Origin of the sequence: Streptomyces sp. NPDC048331 (genome assembly GCF_043201215.1) — a bacterium.
Classification (GTDB): domain Bacteria; phylum Actinomycetota; class Actinomycetes; order Streptomycetales; family Streptomycetaceae; genus Streptomyces.
In genome coordinates this window covers 36,238-57,100 of the sequence record NZ_JBICYT010000019.1, presented here as the reverse complement: position 1 = coordinate 57,100, position 20,863 = coordinate 36,238, and the positions used below count along the sequence as shown (strand labels likewise).

Below are 20,863 nucleotides of genomic sequence, written 5' to 3'. Positions count from 1 at the left end.
CACCGGCACGGACAATGACGATGACGAGGAAAGGCAAGACGATCGAAGCGGTGTGGTCGGGTACCTGGGTCGCGGACCGGCTGGGCGTACGCCTGGACGGCTCCGGTGACGGTCCGCGGCTGACGGAGCTGCTCGGACTGGCCCTGCGGCGCAATCCCAAGCGCGCCCACCTGTTGGTCTCGCAGGTCCTCGGCAAGCACGTCCCGCAGTCCCCGGAGGTCGTGTACGGGGCGGGCTTCGGGCTCGGCGAACGCGTCCGGGCGCTGCTCGGGGAGGACGGCGCCGCCGCTGCCGTGGTCCTCGGCTACGCCGAGACCGCCACCGGCCTCGGTCACTGCGTCGCCGACGGCCTCGGGCCGGCCCCCTACCTGCACTCCACCCGCCGCCCCGTGGCCGGCGTGGAGCAGGCCGGTGGCTTCGAGGAGGCGCACTCGCACGCCACCTCGCACCTGCTGCTGCCCGAGGACCCACGGCTGCTCGCCGGCGACGGACCCCTGGTCCTCGTCGACGACGAGTTCTCCACCGGCAACACGGTCCTGAACACCATCCGCGACTTGCACGCCCGGCACCCGCGCTCGCACTACGTCGTCGTCGCCCTCGTCGACATGCGCTCGGCCGCCGACCGCGATCGGCTCACCGCGTTCGCCGCCGAGCTGGGCGCGCGCGTGGACCTGATCGCCCTCGCCTCGGGCACCGTCTCCCTCCCGGACGGCGTCCTGGCCAAGGGGCAGGCGCTGGTCGAGGAGTACGAGAAGGCCGGCCAGGATCAGCCCCTCCGGAGTTCGGGGAGCGGGGTCCCGGCCGGAGCCGACCCGGCGGACACCCCGCGGCCGATCACGCGCGTCGACCTGAACTGGCCCTCGGAGGTCCCCGACGGCGGCCGCCACGGCTTCACCCCCGCCCACCGCACGGCGCTGGAGGCCGCTCTCCCCGCGCTGGCCGGCCAACTCGCCGCCGCGCTCGGCACCGCACCCGGACGGGTCCTCGTACTCGGCAACGAGGAGCTGATGTACGCGCCGCTGCGCCTCGCGAAGGCCCTGGAGGAGGCGGGGGCGGCCCGCGAGGTCCGCTTCTCCACCACCACCCGCTCGCCCGTCCTCGCCGTCGACGACCCCGGCTACGCCATCCGCACCCGGCTGGTCTTCCCGGCCCACGACGCCCCGGCCGACGGTCCCGGCGACCGCTACGCCTACAACGTCCGCGCGACGGACGGCGCCGGTTTCGACGCCGTGGTCGCCGTCGTGGACTCGGTGGGGGACACCCCCGAGCTGCACTCCGGACTGCTGGCGGCCCTCGCCCCGCACACCGGCCACGTCGTCCTGGCCGTCGTCCCGTCCTACACACCCGACCGGCGGGAGCCGAAGCCGATCATGACCGAGCCGACCGAGCCGACCCTGCTGACCGAGTCGACCCTGCGCGAGCCCCTGCGCGGCCCCGCCTTCTCCTCGTACGCCCCCGAGGACGTCGGCTGGCTGCTCCAGGACTTCTCCGACGTCGAGCTGGAGGCGCCGACGGAGGAGCGCGAGGAGGCGATACAGGCGGGCGGGGCGCATTACGCCGAGTCCCTGCCCGTCGAGTACCAGCCCTCCCCCCGGTACCAGGAGCTGTACGGCAGCGCGCTGGCCGCCTCCGCCGTCCGCGTCGCCCGGGCCGTCGGCACGGTCACCGAGACGGTCCTGGCCGAACGCTCCCCGTCCCCGGTCCTGGTCTCCCTGGCCCGCGCCGGCACCCCGGTGGGCGTCCTGATGCGCCGCTGGGCCCGCGCCCGCCACGGCCTGGACCTGCCGCACTACGCCGTCTCCATCGTGCGCGGCCGCGGCATCGACGCCAACGCCCTGCGCTGGCTGGCCGCCCACCACGACCCGGCCGACGTCGTCTTCGTCGACGGCTGGACGGGCAAGGGCGCCATCACCCGTGAGCTGCGCGAAGCCCTCGCCGAGTTCGAGGGCTTCGACCCGGAGATCGTCGTCCTCGCCGACCCCGGCTCCTGCGTGCCCACCTACGGCACCCGCGAGGACTTCCTGATCCCGTCCGCCTGTCTCAATTCCACCGTCTCCGGTCTCATCTCGCGTACGGTTCTGAGGTCCGACCTGGTCGGTCCCGACGACTTCCACGGCGCGAAGTTCTACCGCGAGCTCGCCGGAGCCGACGTCTCCGTCGCCTTCGTCGACACGGTCGCCGCCCACTTCGACGAGGTGGCCGACGCCGTCGACGAGGAGGTCAAGGAGCTCCTCGCGGCCGACCGCACCCCCACCTGGGAGGGCTGGGCGGCCGTCGAGCGGATCAGCGAGGAGTACGGCATCCACGACGTGAACCTCGTCAAGCCCGGCGTCGGCGAGACCACCCGGGTCCTGCTGCGCCGGGTCCCGTGGAAGATCCTGGCGCAGCGCGGCGCCGGGGCCGACCTGGACCACGTACGCCTGCTCGCCGAGCAGCGCGGCGTCCCGGTGGAAGAGGTCGACGGGCTGCCCTACACGTGCGTAGGACTCATCCACCCCCGATACACGCGCGGCGCCACCGGCGCCGACGGAAAGGCTGTGGCCTCGAAGTGACTGTCCTCGTAGCCAGTGATCTCGACCGTACGCTCATCTACTCGGCGGCCGCCCTCGGCCTGACCATGCCCGACCCGGTGGCCCCCCGGCTGCTGTGCGTCGAGGTCCACGAGAGCAAGCCGCTGTCCTACATGACGGAGACGGCGGCGGGACTGCTGGCGGAGCTGACGGCCGATCCTTCGGTGGTCTTCGTCCCCACCACCACCCGGACCCGCAAGCAGTACCAGCGCATCCGCTTCCCCGGCCGCCCGGCCCCGTACGCCATCTGCGCCAACGGCGGTCAGCTGCTCGTCGACGGCGTACCGGACCGGGACTGGCGGCGGCAGGTCGCGGCGCGCCTGGCGGAGGAGTGCGCCCCCCTGGAGGAGGTGCACCAGCACCTGCTGGCCGTGGCCGACCCGGCGTGGCTGCGCAAGGCGCGCCTCGCGGAGGACCTCTTCGCCTACCTGGTCGTGGAGCGCGACCTGGTCCCCGACGAATGGCTCAAGTCCCTGACGGCGTGGGCCGAGGCCCGCGGCTGGACGGTCTCCCTCCAGGGCCGCAAGATCTACGCGGTCCCGCGCCCGCTGACCAAGAGCGCGGCGATGCGTGAGGTCGCCCGCCGTACCGGAGCCACCACCACCCTCGCGGCCGGCGACTCGCTGCTGGACGCGGACCTCCTGCTGGCGGCGGACGCCGGCTGGCGCCCGGGGCACGGCGAACTGGCCGACGCGGCCTGGACGGCGCCGTCGGTGACCGCGCTGGCCACGGCAGGCGTCCTGGCGGGCGAGGAAATCGTGCGCGCATTCATCCAGGAGGCGGCCCGACTGGGCAGACTGGACGCATGACCAAGGGCAACAGCACCAAGATCACAGACGAGCTCTACCGGTACATGCTCGACCACAACCCCCCGCTGGACCAGGTCCAGCGGGGGCTGGTGGCGACGACGTACACGAAGTTCCCGGACGTGGCCGGAATGCAGTCGGCGGAGGAGCAGGGGCCGCTGCTGGCGTTCCTGGTGCGGCTGACCGGCGCCCGCCACATCGTGGAGGTCGGCACCTTCACCGGCTTCTCGGCCCTGTCGATGGCCCAGGCACTGCCCGCCGACGGCCGCCTCATCGCCTGCGACGTCTCCGAGGAGTGGACCCGGTACGGCCGGCAGGCCTGGGAGGAGGCGGGCGTCGCGGACCGCATCGAGCTGCGCATCGCACCGGCGCTGGAGACCCTCCGCGCCATGCCGACCGAGCCGCACATCGACATGGCCTACGTGGACGCGGACAAGCAGAGCCAGATCTCCTACTGGGAGGAGCTCGTGCCGCGGCTGCGTCCGGGCGGCCTGATCGTCACCGACAACACGCTGTACCACGGCACGGTCCTCGACGAGTCGGCCACCGGCGCGGCGGCAGGCGTCCGCGCCTTCAACGACCACGTGTCGGCGGACCCGCGCATGGAATCCGTCCTGCTCGCCATCTCGGACGGCCTGACCCTGTCGCGCAAGCGCTGACCGGACCGGCGGGCCGGGGCTGCCTGGCCCGCCGGGGCTGCCTGGTCCGCCGGGCGGCCGGGGCGGCCCGGCGGGTGTCCGGTGGCCCCGGGATCAGCCGCAGCCGCCGCCCCCGCAGCAGCCGCCGCCCCCGCCGCCCCCGCCGCCCATCGCGGGCGCGGGGGCACTGCTCGTCCCGCCGACGGCGACGGCGGACAGCAGCTTCACGGTGTCGGAGTGCCCCGCCGGGCAGTCGGCGGGCGCGGAGGACTCGGCCATGGGCCGGCTGACCTCAAAGGTGTCGTCGCAGGTCCGGCAGCGGTAATCGTATCGAGGCATGCGCACAGGCTAAGGGCGCCCGGGCGCAGGGCGCTACGCAACCGCCGCGCGCTAAGCGACTCTCGTCCGTCCCGACCCGGCCATCCCGGCCCGGCGTGCCCGGTCCTCCCGGGCCGCCTGCTCGGGGTGGCGGGCCCGCCAGTACGGATTGTCGTGCGGCAGGGCGCTGCCCACCCGCCCGTACATCCCGAACCACATCAGCATCACGCCGACGACAAAGCTGAACAGCACGTTCTGGATCTTGAAGGCCAGGAAGTTCAGCTCCGTGTCCAGCAGCGCGAGGTTCACGAACCCGCTCGCGATGAAGAGCACGCCCAGCACGATGTTCAGGGTCGAGGCGAAGGTCCCGCCCACCACCATCCCGCAGATCAGCAGCGCGCCGATGCAGATCGACAGGACGCTCAGCGCCCCGTTGGTGTTCAGGGCCAGCACCGTGTCCCCGCCGGTGTCGAAGAATCCGATCCGGTTGACCAGCCCCAGGATCCCGAACACGACCAGGAGCAGGCCCGTCAGCCCCGCCCCGACCCGGTACACCTTGCCGAGCTTGTGGTCGGTGGGCAGATGATCGTCGAGCTGCGCGTTGACGGGATGCAGGACCCGTTCCATGCGCCGGGAGACGGTGTCCGCCAGGCGGGGTGGTGCGGGCGCGTCGGGATCGGGCTCGTGGGCGATGTAGGGCGCGTAGTGCTCGTGCGGTTCCGTGCACCCGTACGCCGCATGAGCCACATAGGGCTCATGGGTCTCAGGAGGCTTCTTATAGGTGTGGGCAGCCATGGTGCCCTCCTCTGCTCCGTTCCCGGCACCTCCCAGCATCCGCCGCCGGCCGCCCGGAAACAACCGGATGCCCGCCGGGCCCGCGTCGGAACGCGGCGGCCGGGAGGAGACCGGACCAGACCGGACCGGACAGGGCCGGGATCGGACAGGGCCGGGATCGGACAGGGCCGGATCAGACCGGACCGGGACCGAACAAGGCTGGACCGGACCGGACCGGACCGGACCGGATCGGATCGGACGGATGGGATCAGCTGTGCCCGCGCTCGGCCCGGATCCCGGTCACCACCCGGTTCACGGAAGCCCGTACGTCCGCCATCTCGAGCAGGAACGCCCAGTAGTCCGGATGCCGCGCCTCCAGCGCCGAGAGCGCCCGGGCGACCCGCGCCACCGCATCGTCCAACGGCCGCGCGTGCTGCGGATCCGGCACACTGCGCCCTGCCATCGCCAGCCGCTGCGCATCCCGGATCGCGAAACGGGTCCGGTCCACCTCCGCCTGCGGATCCCGCGCCACCGCCTCCAGCCGCGTCAGCCGGTCCTGAGCCGCCGACACCGCCTCGTCCGTCGCGTCCAGCGAGCCCCGGACCGCCTCGATCAGCGCCCCGACGTCGGCCCAGCGCTGCTCGTCCCGGGCCTGCCCCGCCTCCCGCAACTGCTCCTCGGCCCGCGCCACGTCCCGTACCGCCTCGTCCGGCACGTGCTGCAGATCCTGCCAACAGGCCGCGCTGAACCGCCGCCGCAACTCACTGAGCACCGGATCCACCCGGTCCGCCCGGTTGCGCAACGCCTGCGCCCGCGTCCGCAGACTCACCAGCCGCCGGTCGATCTCCGCCGCCCGCTCGGGCAGCCGCGCCGCCTCGGCCCGTACGGCCTCCGCGTCCCGCAGGATCCGGTCGGCGCGCTGCACCGTCTCCTGCACGCCGTGCTGGGCCGCGCCCTGGTTCAGCTTGGTCAGCTCCGGACCGAGCGCCGCCAACCGCGCCGCCAGGTCATCGGCCCGTATCCCCTTGGCCCGTACGGCGTCCAGCGCGTCGCTCGCCCCGAGCAGCGCGGCCCTGGCCCGCTCCCGGGCCGGCGCCACCCGCGCGAGCTGCGTCTCGGCCTTGTCCAACAGCGGTTGCAGCCCCTGCGCGAACCGCTCCAGCTCCCCTTGGACCCGCACCAGCTCCTCCCGGGCCCGGGTCAGCTGCTCCCGCGCGCGCGTGGCGACCGAGGCCTCCAACTCCGCCCGGTCCAGGTCGTGCGCGTCGACCGCCTCGATGTAGACGTGACTGACCTCGTCGATCCGCCGCCCCAGCGCGGCGAACCCCTCGGTCGCCTGCCGCGCGGCGGGCGACCCGTCCGCCGCGGCGATCGTCTCGATGGAGATCCGCAGATCCCGCTGCGCCGTGTCCAGCTCGTAGAACGCCGCCGCGGCGGCATCCTTCGCCGCCTGCGCGTCCGCCCGCCGACTCTCGTCCCGCCCACCGAACCACCGCCGGGATGCCGTCGTCACAATCCCTCTCCCGTACCGCGTCCGCCATGCCCCGGTCCATTCTCTCCCACGCGAACGGGTTTGCGTGGGGGGTGCGCCCGCCATGTAGGCTGTCCACTCATCCACGGGTGCGTAGCTCAGGGGTAGAGCGCTGCTCTTACAAAGCAGATGTCGGCGGTTCGAAACCGTCCGCGCCCACCAGCACGAAGGCCCCCCGCCGATCATGGCGGGGGGCCTTTTGCGTCTGCATCTGACATCAACGGCGACGGCGAGGGCGACAGCGAGGAAGACACAACGGTCAGCGTGGGGCGGGACCGCGACAGGGGCATGGCCTGGGCGGGGTGTGCGGGGTCGGTGTGTTGGGGAGGGCTCGGCGATCACGGGCGGGTAGGTTCTGGCCATGGATGAGGATTGGCGGAAGGACCGGATCGGAACCGCGCTGCGGGGGCAAAACCCCACGGTGCTCAGACGCTTGGACGCCGGGTTCGCGGCGATCGGCGATGTGCAGTTCCTGCCGGGTTACTCGGTGCTCCTGGCGGACGACCCGGCGGTGGAGAGGCTGTCGGACCTGCCCCGGGGCAAGCGGATGGCGTTCCTGTCCGACATGGACCGACTGGGAGAGGCGGTCGAACGGGCCTGCCGCCGGCTGGACGGGGCCTTCCGTCGCGTGAACCTCGAGATCCTCGGCAACACCGACGGCTTCCTGCACGCCCATGTATGGCCACGCTTCGAATGGGAGCCGGCGGACCTGGTGCGCATGCCCGTGTGGCTCTACCCGCGCGCCAGTTGGAGCGACCAGCAGTACGCACTCGGCCCGCAACACGACCGGCTGCGCGAGGCGATCGGAAGCGAGCTCGACCTGCTGCGCGCGAGCGCGTGACGAGGAGGCCAGTGGTATCGGATGCGGCGAGCGGCGCATCCGTAGCCGCGACGTTTGGTAGGGGAGGAAGCCCCGTCATGCCCGCAGGAATCGCTCTGCATTTTGATCGTGTCTCCACCAAGGGGTCCCACGACGACCTCCGGCTGCGCATCGGGTCCTACCGGCAGAAGTGCGATTCCTACTACTTCGCCCTGGACGACGCGCCCACGGCGCCGGGCGGACTCGGGGCCCGGCTCGCCCGGCCATGGATCAGTGGAGTGCTCGGATCGCGGGACTCGGGGAGGCCGGCGGTACCGCCTACCTGCCGTTCGACTTCTCCGACCAGTGCACGGGATGGCTGCGGGTCTCGTCGGAAGACGGGCAGGCCGCAGAGGTCCAGGCCGGCTGGAGCCTGATCGAGGGGTGGCGCATCACCCCCTCCGACCACCTTGCCGCAGCAGCCCGGGTGCAGGACTTCGACCCCATCCCCGGCGCCCATATCCAGTGCTCACTCGACGACTTGGCGGCCCGGGTCGCGGCCGACCGTGCCGCCCTCGCGGCGACCGGTCCCTAGGCCGTCTCTTCGGGATCTTGTCGGGGCCCGCGCCGCCCGGCACCGCACCTCGCGGCGTTGTCGGAGCACCCCGGTACGTCCGGTACAAGGGAGCCCCTCCGCCCGGGGGCCTCCCAGCGGTAGCTGGGGGAGACGCACGGCACCGGACGTGGGCGACGGTCTGCGTGGATTCGGCTCGGAATGCCGGGAGGGCTCAGCGGCGGGACAATCGGGATCCGCCGCAAGGTTGAGCCCGGAGGCCGCCATGAGCCCTCAGACGCCGCCGCAGTGGGGGCCTGCCCCTGAGCGTCCGCCGGATCGGCGCGGGTGGTTCGCCCGGCATCGGCTGCTGACCGTGCTGATGGCCATCACCGCCGGCCTTGTGGTCCTCGGGATCGCCGGATCGTTCGCGGGCAAGGAGTCGGCCGCACCGCCGCCGCCCGCTCCGACCGAAGCCCGGGCCGTCACCGATTCCGAGCGCCTGCCCCGGGTGGGAGAGCCGGTGCGGGACGGGAAGTTCGAGTTCACCGTCACCGGACTCCAGCCCGGCGTACAGAACATCGGCGGCGCGTACGGTCAGGACGCCCAAGGGCAGTTCTTCCTCGTCCACATGACCGTGAAGAACATCGGGGACAAGGCCCAGACCTTCGACGGCTCCGACCAGAGGCTCATCGACCGCAACGGCAGCAAGTACAGCGCGGACACCGCCGCCGCGATCCATCTCGACGGCAGCGAGTCGTTCCTCGAACAGATCAACCCCGGCAACGTCGTCGACGCGATCGTCGTCTTCGACATTCCGAAGAGCGCGGATCCCACGCGCATCGAGTTGCACGACTCGATGTTCAGCGGCGGCACCACCGTCGATCTGACCGGTCGGGGTTGACGCCCGCTGTGCGCACGCGCACTGCGAAGACCCCCGGCCGATCGAGGCCGGGGGTCTTTCGGTTCAGGCGTTGGGGCGCTTGCCGTGGTTCGCCTTCTTCTTCTTGCGGGCCCGACGCTTGTTGCCTCGCTTGGCCATGGTCGTGATCTCCCTCGTCGGCGACAGGTGCATGCCTGGGTCAGTCTAGGTTTGGTGTGATTCATCCGCATTTGGGGAGAAGGACGCTCTCTTGGCCGGCGGTTCCCGGCGTGGGATCGTCGGGGGATGGGCGAGCTCGCGTGGGGTGGGTTGGTCGTGGCCGTGGTCGCCGTGGCGCTGGCGCTGCTGGAGCGGTCCCGGGGGGTGGGGTTCGAGCGGAAGCGGGACGAGGAGCGGGCCCGGCTGCTGGCGACTCTCGCCGAGCCGGAGGAGCGGCCCGCGGCCCTGCCCGGCGGGGGCAAGTTCCAGGACGTCGGCGGGGTGGGGCACTCGGCCGTACAGGCCGGTGAGCGGCGGGACGACTTCACGCCGCTCCTCGTGGAGTACTACGCCTACGGACTGACCCAGGCGCGCAGCAGCTTCGCGACCAGCCAGCGGTTCGCCGGGGTCGGAGCGGCGATCCTGCTCTTCGGGATCGGGCTCGCGGTGTGGAAGGCCGAGGGCGGCGGGGAACTGTACCTGGGGATCGTCACGAGCTCGGCGGGGCTGGTCACCGCCCTGATCGGGCAGCTCTTCCACCGGCGGGCCGACATCGCGCTCAAGCACATGGCCGACCAGACCGCCTCGCTGCGCGACGACCGGCGGGCCGCCGAGACGACCCAGCAGGCCATCGAGCTGCTGGACACGGTCGAGGACCTGGGGCTCAGGGCCCGCCTCCAAGCCGGTTTGATCATGAAACTTTCCGGGGCCGAGCTGCCCCGGTAGCGGGATAGTAGGGGTATGTGCCGTTCCATTAAGACCCTGCGCCCGCCCGCCATCCCCGAGAAGGCGACCGAGGAAGAGATCCGCGCCGCCGCCCTGCAGTACGTACGGAAGGTGTCCGGCTTCCGGGCGCCCGCCGCGCACAACCGCGAGGTGTTCGAGGCGGCGGTGGACGCCGTCGCCGAAGCCACCGCGGCGCTGCTCGACGGGGTGCACGTACGGGGGCAGGCCGCCCCGGCGTGACCATGCCCCGGACGAGCTGGGTGAGCTGGGCGAGCCGGGCGACTGGGTGGCCGGGCAACCGGGTGGTCGGGTGACTGCGTGGCAGGGCGGCCGGGCCTAGGAAGCCGTGGCGCGGCGGCGGATCACCCACACTCCGGCCCCCAGCGCGCCCGCGGTGAGGGCGCCGCCGAGAGCGATCTGCCCGGGGCTCATCGAACCGATGCTGCCGCCCGTCCCACCACGCGCCGCACCCGTGGAGACCTGCAGCGACAGGGTGACGCGCTCGCCGCCGGGGCCGCCGCACTCGAAGACGACGCGGTGTGAGCCCGAGGCGGCGTTGTTGAAGACGGTGGCGCTGCCGATGAGGCTGGCGGCCGTCTGATTGCCCGGGGTCAGCCGGGCCTCGCCGAAGGCGGTCGAGGTGACGCGGGCGACCTGCGTGCCGCATCCCGCGACACTGAGCGCGACCCGGCCGCCCGGGGCGACGGCGGTGGGAGAGACGGTGGCGGAGGGGATGGCGTACGCGAGTGTGGCGGGAGCGGCCGCAGCGGCGATGAGGGTCGCGGCCGCGACGGTCACCAGGCGGCGGGCTGCGGTGGGCCTTGCGGCGTGCCGTGCGGCGGGCGGGGAGGTGAACGGTTTGGCGTGCCGTGCGGCGGGCGGTGTGGCGGGCATGGAGAGGACTCCTCGGCTCGTCGAAACGGCGCGGCCGGGCCACGGATGTGACGCGCATGCGGTTGCGCACCGTGCTGTGGACGCTAGGAGCCCAGCCCTGGCATGGCGATCGGGGCCGGGTGAACGGGTGAGCCACTGCTCCGCCCGGGGGAGGGGCCGGAGGGTGGGGGCCGGAGGGTGGAGCCGGCCTACGCCGCCGTCGTGGCGGGCGGCGGGCGGCGGACGAGGAACGCCGCCAGGGCGCCCGCGGCGAAGAGGGCGACCACCGAGAGGGCGGTGCCGAGCCACTGGGTGCCCAGCCACTGCGTACCGAAGTAGCCGAGGGCCACGCTGTAACCGGCCCAGGCCATACCCGCCAGGACCGACCAGGGCAGGAACTCCGCCACCTTGCGCTGGGTCTTGCCCGCGCCCAGGGACACCACCGAGCGTCCCGCCGGGGCGAAGCGGGCGATGACGACCAAGGCGCCGCCACCGCGGGCCAGAGCCGTGCCGAGGCGCTCGTGGGCCCGGGTCAGTCGGCGGGAGCGGGCGATGGCCCGGTCCAGCCGGGCTCCGCCGCGCCGGCCCAGCCGGAACGCCGCCATGTCTCCCAGTACCGACGCGGTCGTCGCGATCACGAGCAGCAGCAGGATGTCCGGCACCTGTTCGGGTACCGGCACCGGTACCGGACCCGCCGCCCCGGCGGCCGCTGCGGCCGCCGCCGCGGTGATCACGAGGACCCCGCTCGGGAGCACCGGGAGGAAGACGTCGAGCACGATGGACAGCGCCACGAGGGCGTAGATCCATGGGCTCGCGGTCAGCGATCCCAGCGTCTCAAGCAAGGCGGGACTCCCCAGTCCGGTTGACGTGCTGCGACACGAAACGACGTGAAGCGCCATGAGGTGACATGAAGCGACACGAAGCGCCGCGACGTCGCGGGGAGCGGCAGGAGCGGCTTGACAGCCAGACAGCGTACGCCCGGTGTTCACATCCCGGATGCGCGGGGCGCCCGACGGTTGCGTGCGTCCGGTGCGGCCGGGGCGCCCGCCTGCTGCGTGCGTTCGGTGTGTCCAACCGTCGCGTGCGCCTGGTGCGCCCGACCCTTGCGTGCGCCTGCGGCGCCTGCGACGCCCGCCGGGGGTGCTCGTCATGGGCGGGAGTCTTCTCGCGGAGCCACCGCGTGGCGTCATCTCGCGCCCCCACTGCGCGACTCCCGCCTCGCCGGTGCCTGCCGCGTCCCCTATTCCGTCGCCGTGAGCTCCCGGTCCAGCACCGTCACCAGCACGGCCCCCTCCCGCTTCTTGCGCGCCTGGTCCAGCCGCAGCCGAGCCGTCCGTCCCGCCAGGGCCAGCGTCATCAGCTGGTTCCCGAACCAGGGCCCACCCGTACGCCGCCAGTTCAGCGGCGGCCGCCCCGTACGCCCGTGCAGGGAGAAGCCGCGCCCCAGCCACCGCCCCGTACGGGACCAGCCCAGCCGGAAACCCCACTTCACCGCGGTATGGATGGAATTGTGAACCGGCGAGCACGTCAGCTGGAACACCCTCGCCGTGCTCGGTATTCGAGGCTCGGCCACATACGCGTGATGCACGTCCCCGGACAACATTCGGCAACACGTAAGTCCGAGGTCACTCGGTGGTCTCGTCGATGATCAGCACTGCGTCGTCCAGGCGGGCCCGCAGGCGCTCCACCAGTGCGATCAGATCAGCCGCCCCCAGCGCAGCCAGGTCGGTGACCCGCGCTGCCGCGAGTGACCGTCTGACCCGCTCGACCCGGCCCCGCTGAGGCGCCGACAGGCGCGCGCGGCAGGTGGGGGAGTCCGGCACTTCATGCACTGCGCATCACCCTGGGTTGTCGATCGGTGGCTCTGCCAGTACCTTCACGGGTTCAAGCCACTGGCGCAATGGCTTTCGGTCAAGCGATTGGTCGGTACATCGGATCGTGATGGTGTACCCGACCAGGTACAGACAAACCCCCCATGATCACTACAACGTGGGCGGGTGCAGACAGACCAGCCGCCCGACTGGGTTTCCCTCCGCCGTCGGGCCATCGGTGCACGTCTCCGCGATGCCCGCACCAGGGCGGAACTCTCCCAAGAGCGACTGGCCGAGCTGGCCGGCATCGACCGGAAGACGGTCGTACGTCTGGAGGGTGGCTACTCGGACGCCCGGCTGACGGTCTGGTTACGTCTTGCCCGCGCCGTCGGCGTTCCTCTCGCCGAGCTGGTACGCGAGTAGCCCCGGCCGACGGGGGGTTTGCCGGCCGGGGCGGTATCAGACCCGACGGTTACACCGGCGGCCGGCCGGGGGTCGGGGTGGGCGCGGGCGACGGCAGCGGCGGGCCCGGGTCGGGCGGGAGCTGCGGGCCTCCGGGCGATCCGTGCTTACCCATCTTCAGGGTCCTTTCGTTGAGCTTGTAGATACCGAGCGGGGGGAACAAGGTGACCCGGGGCTGGTATCCGTCCTCGGCGCAGGGGATGCACAGCAGGTCTCTGTCGTGGCTGTGCGGGGTGGAGCGGGCCACTTCCACCAGATTCGTCCAGCAGGCCTCGCAGACGACGACGTCGGTCGGGGAGGTCCTGAACTCGGTGGTGATCACCACAGGTCCGGGACGGCCGTGAAGCCGACGGCTTCGATGGCGGACACCGCGCGGGTCTGCCAGCCAGGAGCGGGGGCCTCCGCGCCGGTCACGAGCGGGTAGTGATGGACGAACTTGCCGAGCGTCACGCCGAGCTTGGCGTGGATCTCGGTGTTCAGCACCAAGGCGTGCAGACCGGCATCGACGGGGCCGGACGGGACGAGGTCGTCGGCCTGGCCCCACGCCACCGCGGCTGCGAACTTCAGGGCTTCGACGACCCGCTGCTCCGCGGCCACCCAGCCCAGCTCGGGGTGGGCGGCCGCGAGCGTGGCCGTGACGATCGTGAAGTCGTCCGCAGCCAGTAACGAGCGGGCGTCCTCAACGCTGATCGTCATGGTCGAGCCGTACGAGGGCGGCGGCTGATCGCCCTTTCCGGCGCTGCACGGGGGCGGGGGTGGAGTGGCCATGGGTGTCTCCTTCGGTGAGGGAGTGCAGGGCTCGACAGGTGCTGACGGCAGTGGGTCAGGTGATGCCGTAGCGGCCGCCGCGAGGGCAACGCGCCACGTGGACCACGGCGCCGCCTTCGGGGCCTCCGATCGGCAGAGGCCGGGCGCCACACGAGCACGGCTTCGGTGGCGGCTTGGCCGCCCGCTGCCAGGTGACGTCGTCGGTCGTCACGTCGCCTCGATGTTCGCGACGGCCGTGGACAGCTCGACGCCGCCAGCGGCAGGCCGGATGTAGGCGATCTCCATCCAGTGGTCCCCGAGGGTGCCTACGTTCTCGTGTACGACCGCCATGAGGATGCCCTCGGTACCCGACGCGATGTCGCGCACCGGCTGGTGGAGCAGGGCGTGAGGAACGTGCTGGTTCGCGTCGTGCGGGGCATCCATGCGGGGGCTCCCTACCGTCGTCAGCGGGTGGTAGGGCAACCATCCAGGAGCAGCCAGGCCAGACCGATACACAGGCTGTATCGGCGGCAGTATCGTGCGGCCATGAGCGGTCAGGAACTCTGGGCACAGCCACGCCTCCGCGCGGCGTGGGCACGACAGGACTGGGCGGGCATCCTCCGCGAATACCGGGCAGCCGCCGGTCTCTCGCAGCGCGGCCTGGAGCGCGTCATAGGACTGCCCCAACCTCACATCTGCGCAATCGAATCCGGGCGGCGGCGCGTCACCTCCGCCAACCTCATCGCCCGCTTAACCGAAGGACTCGACGTGCCGCCCGAACTGCTCGGCCTGCCCCCCGCCCCCGGCCCGGATGACTGGGCGCCGCCCCCCGAGCTGAGGGAACGCATCGCGCACGGGCACGCCACCGGCCGCACCGACCTGCGAACCGCCGACTGGATCGGCCAGGTCCTCGCCCAGCACCGGCGCGCCGAGGACGAGGTGGGTGGCCGGACCCTGTGGCCGGTGGTCCGCGCCCAACTCGACTCCGTCACCCGCCTGATCCCGGGAACCACTGGTGAGGCGGCCGACCGGCTCATGCTCCTGGCCGCCGAGCACGCCCACTGGCTGTCCTGGGTAGCCCACACAGAAGGCCGCACCGGCCCGGCTCTGGCGTGGCTCGACGTGGCCCTCGGGTGGGCCATGGACGGCGGCCACCAGGACATGACGGCATGGGTCCACCGGGTGCGGTCCTACTACGCGCTGCAGCACGGAGACCCGCGGCGGGCCGAACGCACAGCGCAGGCCGGCCGCGCGGGCAGCCCCTCGCCGGCGGCCGCCTCCGCCACCGCGCACCAGGAGTCCATGGCCGCGGCCGCGCTCGGGGACCGAGACCGGGCCCGGCGCCTGTCCGATGAGGCGGTGCGCCTTGCCGCCGTGGTGCCGGACGAGGCGGACCGGCCGGGCTGGCTGTACTGGCTGGACCCGGTCCGCGCGCGGCTGCAAGCGGCTGACGCGGCGTGCGCCCGCCACGACTGGGCGGACGCCGCGGCAGGGTTCCGTGAGGCGCTGCCCGCACTGGCGGGCTACCCGCGGGACGCGGCGCACTACCGACAGCGGCTGGATTACGCGCAGCAGCGGGTCTAGATCTTCTCCGCGTCGGTGAGTACGCCCGCGCCGCTGGTGAGTTCCTCGATCACGTGGTGGAGTCGGTCGAGGATCTCCTGCTCCTCCAGGCCTGCGGTGTCGACGTCCGCCTCGTGGGTCTTGTAGGTGGCGGGCACCTCGCCGAGCATCGCGGACCGGTTGGCGTAGGTCAGTCTCCAGCGTTCCATGGGGTTCCTCTGCTCCGGTGGTACGACTCTGGCTCAGAGTAGCCGGACGCACGAAAGCGCCCCCTCCCGCCCGAAGGCGAGAGGGGGCGTTGTGCTGTTCAGGAGACGCCGTACCACTGGGAGGCCCAGCCGGTATTGATGATGCTCGTGGACTGCTGGGTCAGGTCGAGCGTGCCCGGCAGGCTCGTCTGCCCGGTCAGCATGTTCGAGTACCGCAACCGCGGCGCCGACAGCCCGCAGTTCACCGTGATTCCCGCGCCCGTCGACTTGAACGTCAGGCTGTTCGTGGCCCACGTCGAGCCGTTGCCGAGCAGCATCGCGATGTACCACTCGCCCGGGCCCGCCGTGAACGGCGTCACCAGATCCACCGACTTGCCCACCGGGTTGGTCAGCAGCGCCGACGAGATGTCCGCCGTGACGCCCCGCAGCGTCCCGGTGCTGTCGTACACCCCGAGGTAGCAGTTCGACAGCGACGCCGAGCCGTCCACCCCGGCTAGCCCGAACCAGATCTTCGACCAACTGATCTGCTTCCGCAGGAGCATCTGCACCAGCGTGATCCGGCCCGCGACGCCCGCATTCGACTGGGCAGTCACGTGCCCGGCGTCGTTCGGGTCCCCGGTCCAGGCCAGGAGCCCCTGATCGGACGGGAGGCGGGCCGGATTGTCGAGGTTGATCCCCGATGCGGCCGGGCCCGTCCCCGACACCTTTACGACCTCCAGGGTCGAGCCGGCCTTCAGGGCCACCGGGCTGGCGTTCGTGGTCTGCTGCGCCCACCGCAGTCTCAGCAGGCCCGGCGTGGCCCCGGTGGTGATGATGCCGTGCGGCATGGCGATGATGCCGGCCAGGGTGGCGGAGGAGGCCATGACGCCGATGTCCGAGTTCGAGCCGAACTGGCGGGCCGCGACCTTGATCTGTGCGCTGCCGTCCGGGACCGTCGTGCCCAGGGTGCCCGCGACCGGGGACCAACCCCCGGTCGCGCCGGAGGGGACCGTGAACGTGATGCTCGCGTCGGCGGCCTCCGGCCCGTCGAACAGGAGTGTTGCGTCGAACCGGTAGACGCTGTTCGCATCGAGGGTCGCGAACAGGTGCCCGTCGTCGGAGACGCTCGTCACCGACGTGCGGGTCTCGTCGACGCTCTTGACGGCGGTCTGCGTCAGCGCCGACAGAGCAGCCACCGCAGACGCTGCCGCCGCGTCCGGGTCGACGCCGATAACGGACTGGGTGACCCACCCGGAGCCGGACGGGACCAGGGTCGCGGAGCGCCACTGCGCGGCCAGTATCCGGGTCAGCTGCCCGTCGATCGTCTCCGACCCGGCGCCGTCGATCGTGACCGCGTTCCCGGAGCTGTCGACCTTCTTCACGGTGACCGGCCGGGTCCGGCCCACAGCGGTCGGCAGGGTGATCGTGACCGGGGCCGAGGTGGCGTCCACCGTGACAACCTCGTCGAAACTGCCCGCCGTGTAATTGCTGGTCTTCGAGGAGATCGGGTAGGTGAGCTGGGCGTTCTCGATGTGCAGGCCGGTCGGGTAGTCGAGGGTGAGCCCGGACGCGGTGAACAGACCGGCGATGACGACCCGGCCACGCGCGGCGGCCAGGCCGGTCCCGGAGGTACGGCACCCGAACCGGGGCGTGGACGTCTCCGTGTCGATGCGGAGGTCCATCGTCGGGCCGAGGCCGCCGGTGCCCGGGCCGAAGATGTACACGAGGAACGTGCACTGCTCGATGCTGATGAGGCTGGCCCGGATCGAGTGCGCGGCGCCGACGCTGCTGTAGTAGGAGCCGACCGGGCACAGGGCCGCCCAGCAGTACAGCAGCCGCAGACCGTAAATGTCGGTGTGCTCCGGGACAAGCATGGCGTAGGTGTAGCCGCCGCCACACGTCACGTTCTCGACCATCGTGAGGTCGTTGTTGCCGTTGGCCGGCAGGAGGCAGCCGATCGACAGGCCCGTCGCGAACACCCCGGGCGAGACGTACGAGCCGCCCGGGACGGTGCCAGAGGTGCTGTACTGCACGTCCTTCAGGCGGGCGTTCGCCACCCCGGACAGGTCGATTGCCGAGTAGGTGAGCCCGAATTTGCTGTGGGCGGTGAGGATCGACACGCTGTCGATGTCGACATAGAGGTTCGAGAAGTTGCCCGGGGCCACCCCGTAGCCGCCGGGCTGGCTCGGGCCGCCGAGCACGCACGGGTTGCCCGCCGCGTTGATGCTGGCGGTCTGCGCGGGCGCCGACGCGAACAGCCCGTACGACAGCAGGGTCGAGCCGGTCGTGTTGGGCAGGGTCTGCTGCCAGTGCTGCACCCCAGCCCCGGACGACGTCCCCTGGATCGTTAGGGTGATCTTCCGGCCCGTCGCTGGATACACAGGCAGCGTCAACTGCGCGTTCCCGAGCGTCGCCCCGCCCGTCCGCAGCGCGCCCGCGACCCCGTAGAACCGGCCCGGCGCGGGCGGGATCAGCACGGTCGCCGACCCGGAGTGCGCGGCCGCATAGGCCCCGGCGGCGTCGATTGCGGCCTGGATGGCTGTGGTGTCGTCGGAGGACCACATGGCGCACGCCGACGATACGGTTGTCCCTGCTGTGGTGTTGAGGGTGACGTGCCCACTGTCGGTGAACACGGAGATCGTCGCAGCGAGGGTCTCACCGGTCGCCCCGGCGCCCAGCACGAGGACCCTTTTGCCGACGTCCCCAGCCGTGAACGGGACGCTCGTGGCGCAGGTCAGAACGGCCGCCCCGGACGTCATCGCAGCATCAGCGACGGTCATTCCGTTGCCGAGAGCCCCGTACTCGGTGACGTCGAACACCCAGGGCGGCCGGTCCCCTGTCGCCGCCGTACCGAGGCCGAGCGCGGTCCGCGCGGCCGCGGCCGAGGGCAGGTCGGCCAGGTTCTGCGCCTTCGCCAGGTACTTGGCAGCCGCGTCGGCGCGGTCGCCGTGCGGGTCCGCCGCCCCGGAGTGCGCAGTGACCTTCGAGGTCGCCCCAGCAGGGGTCTCGTAGACAGCGTTCGCTCGCGTCACCTCGTCGGCGATGGCGGCGTCGGTGTACGCCTCGGCGTCCGCGTTCGAGCCGTCGGCCCCGGGCGGGCCCGGCGCTCCAGCAGGGCCGGCTGCGCCTGTCGCGCCGCGCACGTAGCCGGGGAGGCCCGGATCGGCGACGACGAGGTCCTCGATGACCAGAGAGCCGACCCCAGCCGGGACCTCGAACACCCGCCGCCGGACCGGGATCCCGCCCACCGTCTCGACGAGCCGGTAGTAGCGGCCCGTCGCAGGCTCGATCCCCGGCTCGTCCGTCGGCAGCAGATCCGCCGACCACACCCCGCCCGTCACCGTCACCGGATGATCCGGGGCGGCCAGGACCCGGTCGCCGGCCTCGTCGGTCCAGCGGCGGGGCATCGCCGACAGTGTCACGGTGACGGCCGCGGCCGCGGCGTCGGTGAACAGGTCGTCTACGCGGCCGGTGACGGTACGACGGGCCACGGTGGCCTCCTCAGTCGATGCTGTACGGGATGAGCTCGGGCGGGACCGGGTCCGGTTCGTGGCCCTTGACGCGGAGCTGCTGGTGCGCGCGGCGCAGGAGCCGCATCGCCTGGCGGAGCAACTTCTCCAGGGCGGTCACGCGGATGGTCTGGGCTTCGACGAGCTCGGTGAGGTGGTCGACCTTGTCCTCCAGGCCGCGGATCCGGCCGGAGAAGTGCGTCCAGATCTCCGGCGACACCTCAAGGGCCGGTGTCCCACGGTCGTCGTCCAGGTCTACCGGTGGCCCGGCCGGGGCCGGGCGGGGAGCGGACACCCGCGCTACCAGCACCGAGCCGATCACACCGACAACTGCGATCACCACACCGAGGACGGTTCCTTCAGTGCCCACGGCTCACCCCCTCGCATGCGCACCCGCGCGTCCGCCCCCCAGTCAGTACTGCGACGATCACCACCAGCAGCAGGATTGCCACGAAGAGCGGCACCGACGCCCACGCCACCTCGTAGGCGCCGGTTGCGGCCGCGGCCACGTAGGCCAGGCCCCAGCACAATGGCGGCCCGGCCGCGCCGGCGAACCCGAGGAGGTCCCGGCCCGGCCGGAGCGCGGCCGTGACGACTCCGGCCGTCCCGCAGGCGATCCACACGCCGGCCCACGCCTCCAGGCACATGACCCGCAGCAGCGGGGCGGTGGCGAGGAGAAGTCCGGGCCGGTCGGTGATGAGGAGGCCGATGCCGTAGGTGATCCAGCAGGCGCCGACCCCGGCCAGGGCGAGGCCGCGCCACTGGAGGTGCCGCCACAGGGCGGCCCGCATCAGACTCCCCGGGCGGTGGACGCCGAGTTCGGGTCACCCACGACGCGGGCGGCGAGGCCCTTGAGGAAGGTGCCCGCTGCGATAAGGCCTGCGGTGCCGACGGACTGCCAGAATGAGCCGTGCAGCATGTCGGCGGGGCCGGAGGCGACGAGCAGGCCGCCGGTGGCCGCAGCGAACGTCCAAAGCGTGCGCTCCGCGACGTCCTTGGCGTAGGTCTTGCCGGTCTTGACAATGATGTTGGCGGGCGGGAACGGGCTGGTCATGGGTGACTCCTTCAGTCGATGACGGTAAAGCCGTGGGCGGCGCCCAGGGCGACGAGGGACCTGCGGCCGGGGATGCCGTCCGCGTCCGCACCGGAGTACTTCAGGCGGCGCTGCCAGGCCGCATAGGCCTGGATCGTGGACGTGCCGAAGTGCCCGTCGACGAGATTCGCGGCGAGCAGGCCTTCGGCCAGGAGCGCGGCCTCCACGGTGCGAACCCCGGCGTAGCTGACTGGGGTTCCGCTCTTCGGCGGGTCGATGGACGCGGCAGAAATGAGACGGGACAGGTCGACGATGGGGTTCACCGGCGACGGCACTACGCCCGGGCGGGGTGCGCCGCGCTGCACCCAGTCGTAAAGCGGGCCGCCGGGGCATGTGGTGGCGTAGCCGTCACGGTGCCCGCCGATGTAGTCCCCGGCCTCACCCTCTGCGCGCAGCCACTCGATCGCGTCGCGGAGCCCGTGCAGCTGGGCGTCGGTCGGGTGGTCCAGGCCGCCGCCCTCCTTCGCGACGAGCGCGCACACCGAGTACGTTGCGGTGTTCAGGGCGGCCGTGCCGTTGGCGCCGGAGCGCCGGTTCGGGCCGCGGCCCTCGAACACCGTGCCGTGCTCGCAGACGACCGCGTTGTACGCGATGTCGGCATAGCCCTCGGCCGTGTTGGCGAGGTGGCTGGCTCGGATGGCACGGACGTAGTCGTCGCACAGGTCATGTCGGCGGGAGCTGTACTCCGAGCCGAGGTAGTGCACCTTCACACCCTCGGTGCGGGCGATGGCGGCGGCCGCCGAGGTGGCGGGCAGGCCGTACTGCGATCTGCGGACAAGGTCCACGATGGCCTCCAAGGCATGAGGAAAGCTCCGGCCGGC

The 20,863-nt window shown here is 72.1% G+C and carries 26 protein-coding genes, 1 tRNA gene and 1 pseudogene; 11 read left to right on the top strand and 17 right to left on the bottom strand.

Features of this window, described 5'->3' with window-relative positions; all coding sequences use genetic code 11:
• The first annotated feature begins 20 nt into the window (after positions 1 to 20).
• The 3 genes from ACGFYY_RS25555 to ACGFYY_RS25545 are packed head-to-tail and all read left to right on the top strand — an operon-like array spanning position 21 to position 4,035.
• Positions 21 to 2,552, top strand: coding sequence for a phosphoribosyltransferase (locus tag ACGFYY_RS25555; RefSeq protein WP_393712733.1), 2,532 nt, complete (start codon positions 21 to 23; stop codon positions 2,550 to 2,552).
• Positions 2,549 to 3,379, top strand: coding sequence for an HAD family hydrolase (locus ACGFYY_RS25550; protein ID WP_393712731.1), 831 nt, complete (start codon positions 2,549 to 2,551; stop codon positions 3,377 to 3,379). Before ACGFYY_RS25555 ends, ACGFYY_RS25550 begins: the two co-directional genes overlap by 4 nt.
• Positions 3,376 to 4,035: an O-methyltransferase gene (locus ACGFYY_RS25545; protein WP_365269962.1), complete on the top strand. Its 660-nt coding sequence runs from the start codon at positions 3,376 to 3,378 to the stop codon at positions 4,033 to 4,035. Before ACGFYY_RS25550 ends, ACGFYY_RS25545 begins: the two co-directional genes overlap by 4 nt.
• A gap of 93 nt (positions 4,036 to 4,128) precedes the next feature.
• Here ACGFYY_RS25545 and ACGFYY_RS25540 read toward each other — a convergent pair whose 3' ends face one another.
• The 3 genes from ACGFYY_RS25540 to ACGFYY_RS25530 all read right to left on the bottom strand — a co-directional run bounded on the left by ACGFYY_RS25540 (position 4,129) and on the right by ACGFYY_RS25530 (position 6,619).
• Positions 4,129 to 4,353 (bottom strand): zinc ribbon domain-containing protein, encoded by a 225-nt coding sequence (locus tag ACGFYY_RS25540; protein ID WP_393712729.1) that lies wholly within the window; start codon positions 4,351 to 4,353, stop codon positions 4,129 to 4,131.
• Positions 4,354 to 4,404: 51 nt separating this feature from the next.
• Positions 4,405 to 5,127 carry a DUF4383 domain-containing protein gene (locus ACGFYY_RS25535; RefSeq protein WP_393712727.1) on the bottom strand — a complete coding sequence of 241 codons (723 nt, stop codon included), beginning with the start codon at positions 5,125 to 5,127 and terminating at the stop codon, positions 4,405 to 4,407.
• Positions 5,128 to 5,374: 247 nt separating this feature from the next.
• Positions 5,375 to 6,619 carry a hypothetical protein gene (locus ACGFYY_RS25530; protein ID WP_365269966.1) on the bottom strand — a complete coding sequence of 415 codons (1,245 nt, stop codon included), beginning with the start codon at positions 6,617 to 6,619 and terminating at the stop codon, positions 5,375 to 5,377.
• A 105-nt stretch (positions 6,620 to 6,724) separates the two neighbouring features.
• On the opposite strand from ACGFYY_RS25530, the gene ACGFYY_RS25525 reads away from it, so the two are divergent.
• The 4 genes from ACGFYY_RS25525 to ACGFYY_RS25510 all read left to right on the top strand — a co-directional run bounded on the left by ACGFYY_RS25525 (position 6,725) and on the right by ACGFYY_RS25510 (position 8,893).
• Positions 6,725 to 6,799, top strand: a tRNA-Val gene (locus tag ACGFYY_RS25525).
• Between the two features lie 199 nt (positions 6,800 to 6,998).
• Positions 6,999 to 7,478, top strand: coding sequence for a diadenosine tetraphosphate hydrolase (locus tag ACGFYY_RS25520; protein ID WP_393712725.1), 480 nt, complete (start codon positions 6,999 to 7,001; stop codon positions 7,476 to 7,478).
• Between the two features lie 244 nt (positions 7,479 to 7,722).
• The gene (locus tag ACGFYY_RS25515) at positions 7,723 to 8,031 is read left to right on the top strand and encodes a hypothetical protein (protein WP_393712723.1); all 309 of its coding nucleotides are present in this window, start codon (positions 7,723 to 7,725) and stop codon (positions 8,029 to 8,031) included.
• A 244-nt stretch (positions 8,032 to 8,275) separates the two neighbouring features.
• Positions 8,276 to 8,893 carry a DUF4352 domain-containing protein gene (locus ACGFYY_RS25510; RefSeq protein WP_393712721.1) on the top strand — a complete coding sequence of 206 codons (618 nt, stop codon included), beginning with the start codon at positions 8,276 to 8,278 and terminating at the stop codon, positions 8,891 to 8,893.
• Positions 8,894 to 8,956: 63 nt separating this feature from the next.
• On the opposite strand, the gene ACGFYY_RS25505 is transcribed toward ACGFYY_RS25510, so the two are convergent.
• Entirely contained in the window at positions 8,957 to 9,031 is a 75-nt protein-coding gene (locus ACGFYY_RS25505) for a 50S ribosomal protein bL37 (protein ID WP_100661309.1), read from the bottom strand.
• 126 nt (positions 9,032 to 9,157) lie between these two features.
• On the opposite strand from ACGFYY_RS25505, the gene ACGFYY_RS25500 reads away from it, so the two are divergent.
• Both ACGFYY_RS25500 and ACGFYY_RS25495 read left to right on the top strand, forming a co-directional pair.
• Complete coding sequence (locus ACGFYY_RS25500; RefSeq protein ID WP_393712719.1) at positions 9,158 to 9,796, top strand: hypothetical protein; 639 nt, start codon at positions 9,158 to 9,160, stop codon at positions 9,794 to 9,796.
• Positions 9,797 to 9,811: 15 nt separating this feature from the next.
• The gene (locus tag ACGFYY_RS25495; RefSeq protein WP_030389450.1) at positions 9,812 to 10,036 is read left to right on the top strand and encodes a DUF2277 domain-containing protein; all 225 of its coding nucleotides are present in this window, start codon (positions 9,812 to 9,814) and stop codon (positions 10,034 to 10,036) included.
• Between the two features lie 96 nt (positions 10,037 to 10,132).
• Here the strand turns inward: ACGFYY_RS25495 and ACGFYY_RS25490 are convergent, their stop codons facing one another.
• The 4 genes and pseudogenes from ACGFYY_RS25490 to ACGFYY_RS25475 all read right to left on the bottom strand — a co-directional run bounded on the left by ACGFYY_RS25490 (position 10,133) and on the right by ACGFYY_RS25475 (position 12,501).
• Entirely contained in the window at positions 10,133 to 10,690 is a 558-nt protein-coding gene (locus tag ACGFYY_RS25490; RefSeq protein ID WP_393712717.1) for a hypothetical protein, read from the bottom strand.
• Between the two features lie 188 nt (positions 10,691 to 10,878).
• Positions 10,879 to 11,511, bottom strand: a complete 633-nt coding sequence (locus tag ACGFYY_RS25485; protein WP_393712715.1) for a DedA family protein — start codon at positions 11,509 to 11,511, stop codon at positions 10,879 to 10,881.
• 398 nt (positions 11,512 to 11,909) lie between these two features.
• A pseudogene (locus ACGFYY_RS25480) lies at positions 11,910 to 12,284 on the bottom strand (alkaline phosphatase family protein); the annotation flags it as partial.
• 10 nt (positions 12,285 to 12,294) lie between these two features.
• On the bottom strand, positions 12,295 to 12,501 hold the full coding sequence (locus ACGFYY_RS25475; protein ID WP_393712713.1) for a hypothetical protein: 207 nt from the start codon (positions 12,499 to 12,501) through the stop codon (positions 12,295 to 12,297).
• A 165-nt stretch (positions 12,502 to 12,666) separates the two neighbouring features.
• Between ACGFYY_RS25475 and ACGFYY_RS25470 the strand changes: the two genes are divergently transcribed.
• Entirely contained in the window at positions 12,667 to 12,903 is a 237-nt protein-coding gene (locus ACGFYY_RS25470) for a helix-turn-helix transcriptional regulator (protein WP_393712711.1), read from the top strand.
• A 49-nt stretch (positions 12,904 to 12,952) separates the two neighbouring features.
• Here the strand turns inward: ACGFYY_RS25470 and ACGFYY_RS25465 are convergent, their stop codons facing one another.
• The 3 genes from ACGFYY_RS25465 to ACGFYY_RS25455 form a co-directional block, all read right to left on the bottom strand.
• Complete coding sequence (locus tag ACGFYY_RS25465; RefSeq protein WP_393712709.1) at positions 12,953 to 13,267, bottom strand: hypothetical protein; 315 nt, start codon at positions 13,265 to 13,267, stop codon at positions 12,953 to 12,955.
• Complete coding sequence (locus ACGFYY_RS25460) at positions 13,261 to 13,638, bottom strand: hypothetical protein (protein WP_393712707.1); 378 nt, start codon at positions 13,636 to 13,638, stop codon at positions 13,261 to 13,263. Before ACGFYY_RS25460 ends, ACGFYY_RS25465 begins: the two co-directional genes overlap by 7 nt.
• Positions 13,639 to 13,917: 279 nt before the next feature.
• Positions 13,918 to 14,133: a hypothetical protein gene (locus tag ACGFYY_RS25455; protein WP_393712705.1), complete on the bottom strand. Its 216-nt coding sequence runs from the start codon at positions 14,131 to 14,133 to the stop codon at positions 13,918 to 13,920.
• A gap of 102 nt (positions 14,134 to 14,235) precedes the next feature.
• Between ACGFYY_RS25455 and ACGFYY_RS25450 the strand changes: the two genes are divergently transcribed.
• Positions 14,236 to 15,273: a helix-turn-helix domain-containing protein gene (locus tag ACGFYY_RS25450; protein ID WP_393712703.1), complete on the top strand. Its 1,038-nt coding sequence runs from the start codon at positions 14,236 to 14,238 to the stop codon at positions 15,271 to 15,273.
• Here the strand turns inward: ACGFYY_RS25450 and ACGFYY_RS25445 are convergent.
• The 6 genes from ACGFYY_RS25445 to ACGFYY_RS25420 form a co-directional block, all read right to left on the bottom strand.
• Entirely contained in the window at positions 15,270 to 15,461 is a 192-nt protein-coding gene (locus tag ACGFYY_RS25445) for a hypothetical protein (RefSeq protein ID WP_393712701.1), read from the bottom strand. The two genes, ACGFYY_RS25450 and ACGFYY_RS25445, sit on opposite strands and share 4 nt — an antisense overlap.
• Positions 15,462 to 15,559: 98 nt before the next feature.
• The gene (locus tag ACGFYY_RS25440) at positions 15,560 to 18,931 is read right to left on the bottom strand and encodes a hypothetical protein (protein WP_393712699.1); all 3,372 of its coding nucleotides are present in this window, start codon (positions 18,929 to 18,931) and stop codon (positions 15,560 to 15,562) included.
• Between the two features lie 10 nt (positions 18,932 to 18,941).
• Positions 18,942 to 19,319, bottom strand: coding sequence for a hypothetical protein (locus tag ACGFYY_RS25435; RefSeq protein WP_393712697.1), 378 nt, complete (start codon positions 19,317 to 19,319; stop codon positions 18,942 to 18,944).
• Complete coding sequence (locus ACGFYY_RS25430; RefSeq protein WP_393712695.1) at positions 19,309 to 19,740, bottom strand: hypothetical protein; 432 nt, start codon at positions 19,738 to 19,740, stop codon at positions 19,309 to 19,311. Before ACGFYY_RS25430 ends, ACGFYY_RS25435 begins: the two co-directional genes overlap by 11 nt.
• On the bottom strand, positions 19,740 to 20,003 hold the full coding sequence (locus tag ACGFYY_RS25425; RefSeq protein ID WP_393712693.1) for a hypothetical protein: 264 nt from the start codon (positions 20,001 to 20,003) through the stop codon (positions 19,740 to 19,742). The genes ACGFYY_RS25430 and ACGFYY_RS25425 overlap by 1 nt, the downstream gene beginning before the upstream one ends.
• An 11-nt stretch (positions 20,004 to 20,014) precedes the next feature.
• On the bottom strand, positions 20,015 to 20,827 hold the full coding sequence (locus ACGFYY_RS25420) for an N-acetylmuramoyl-L-alanine amidase (RefSeq protein ID WP_393712690.1): 813 nt from the start codon (positions 20,825 to 20,827) through the stop codon (positions 20,015 to 20,017).
• Between the last annotated feature and the right edge of the window lie 36 nt (positions 20,828 to 20,863).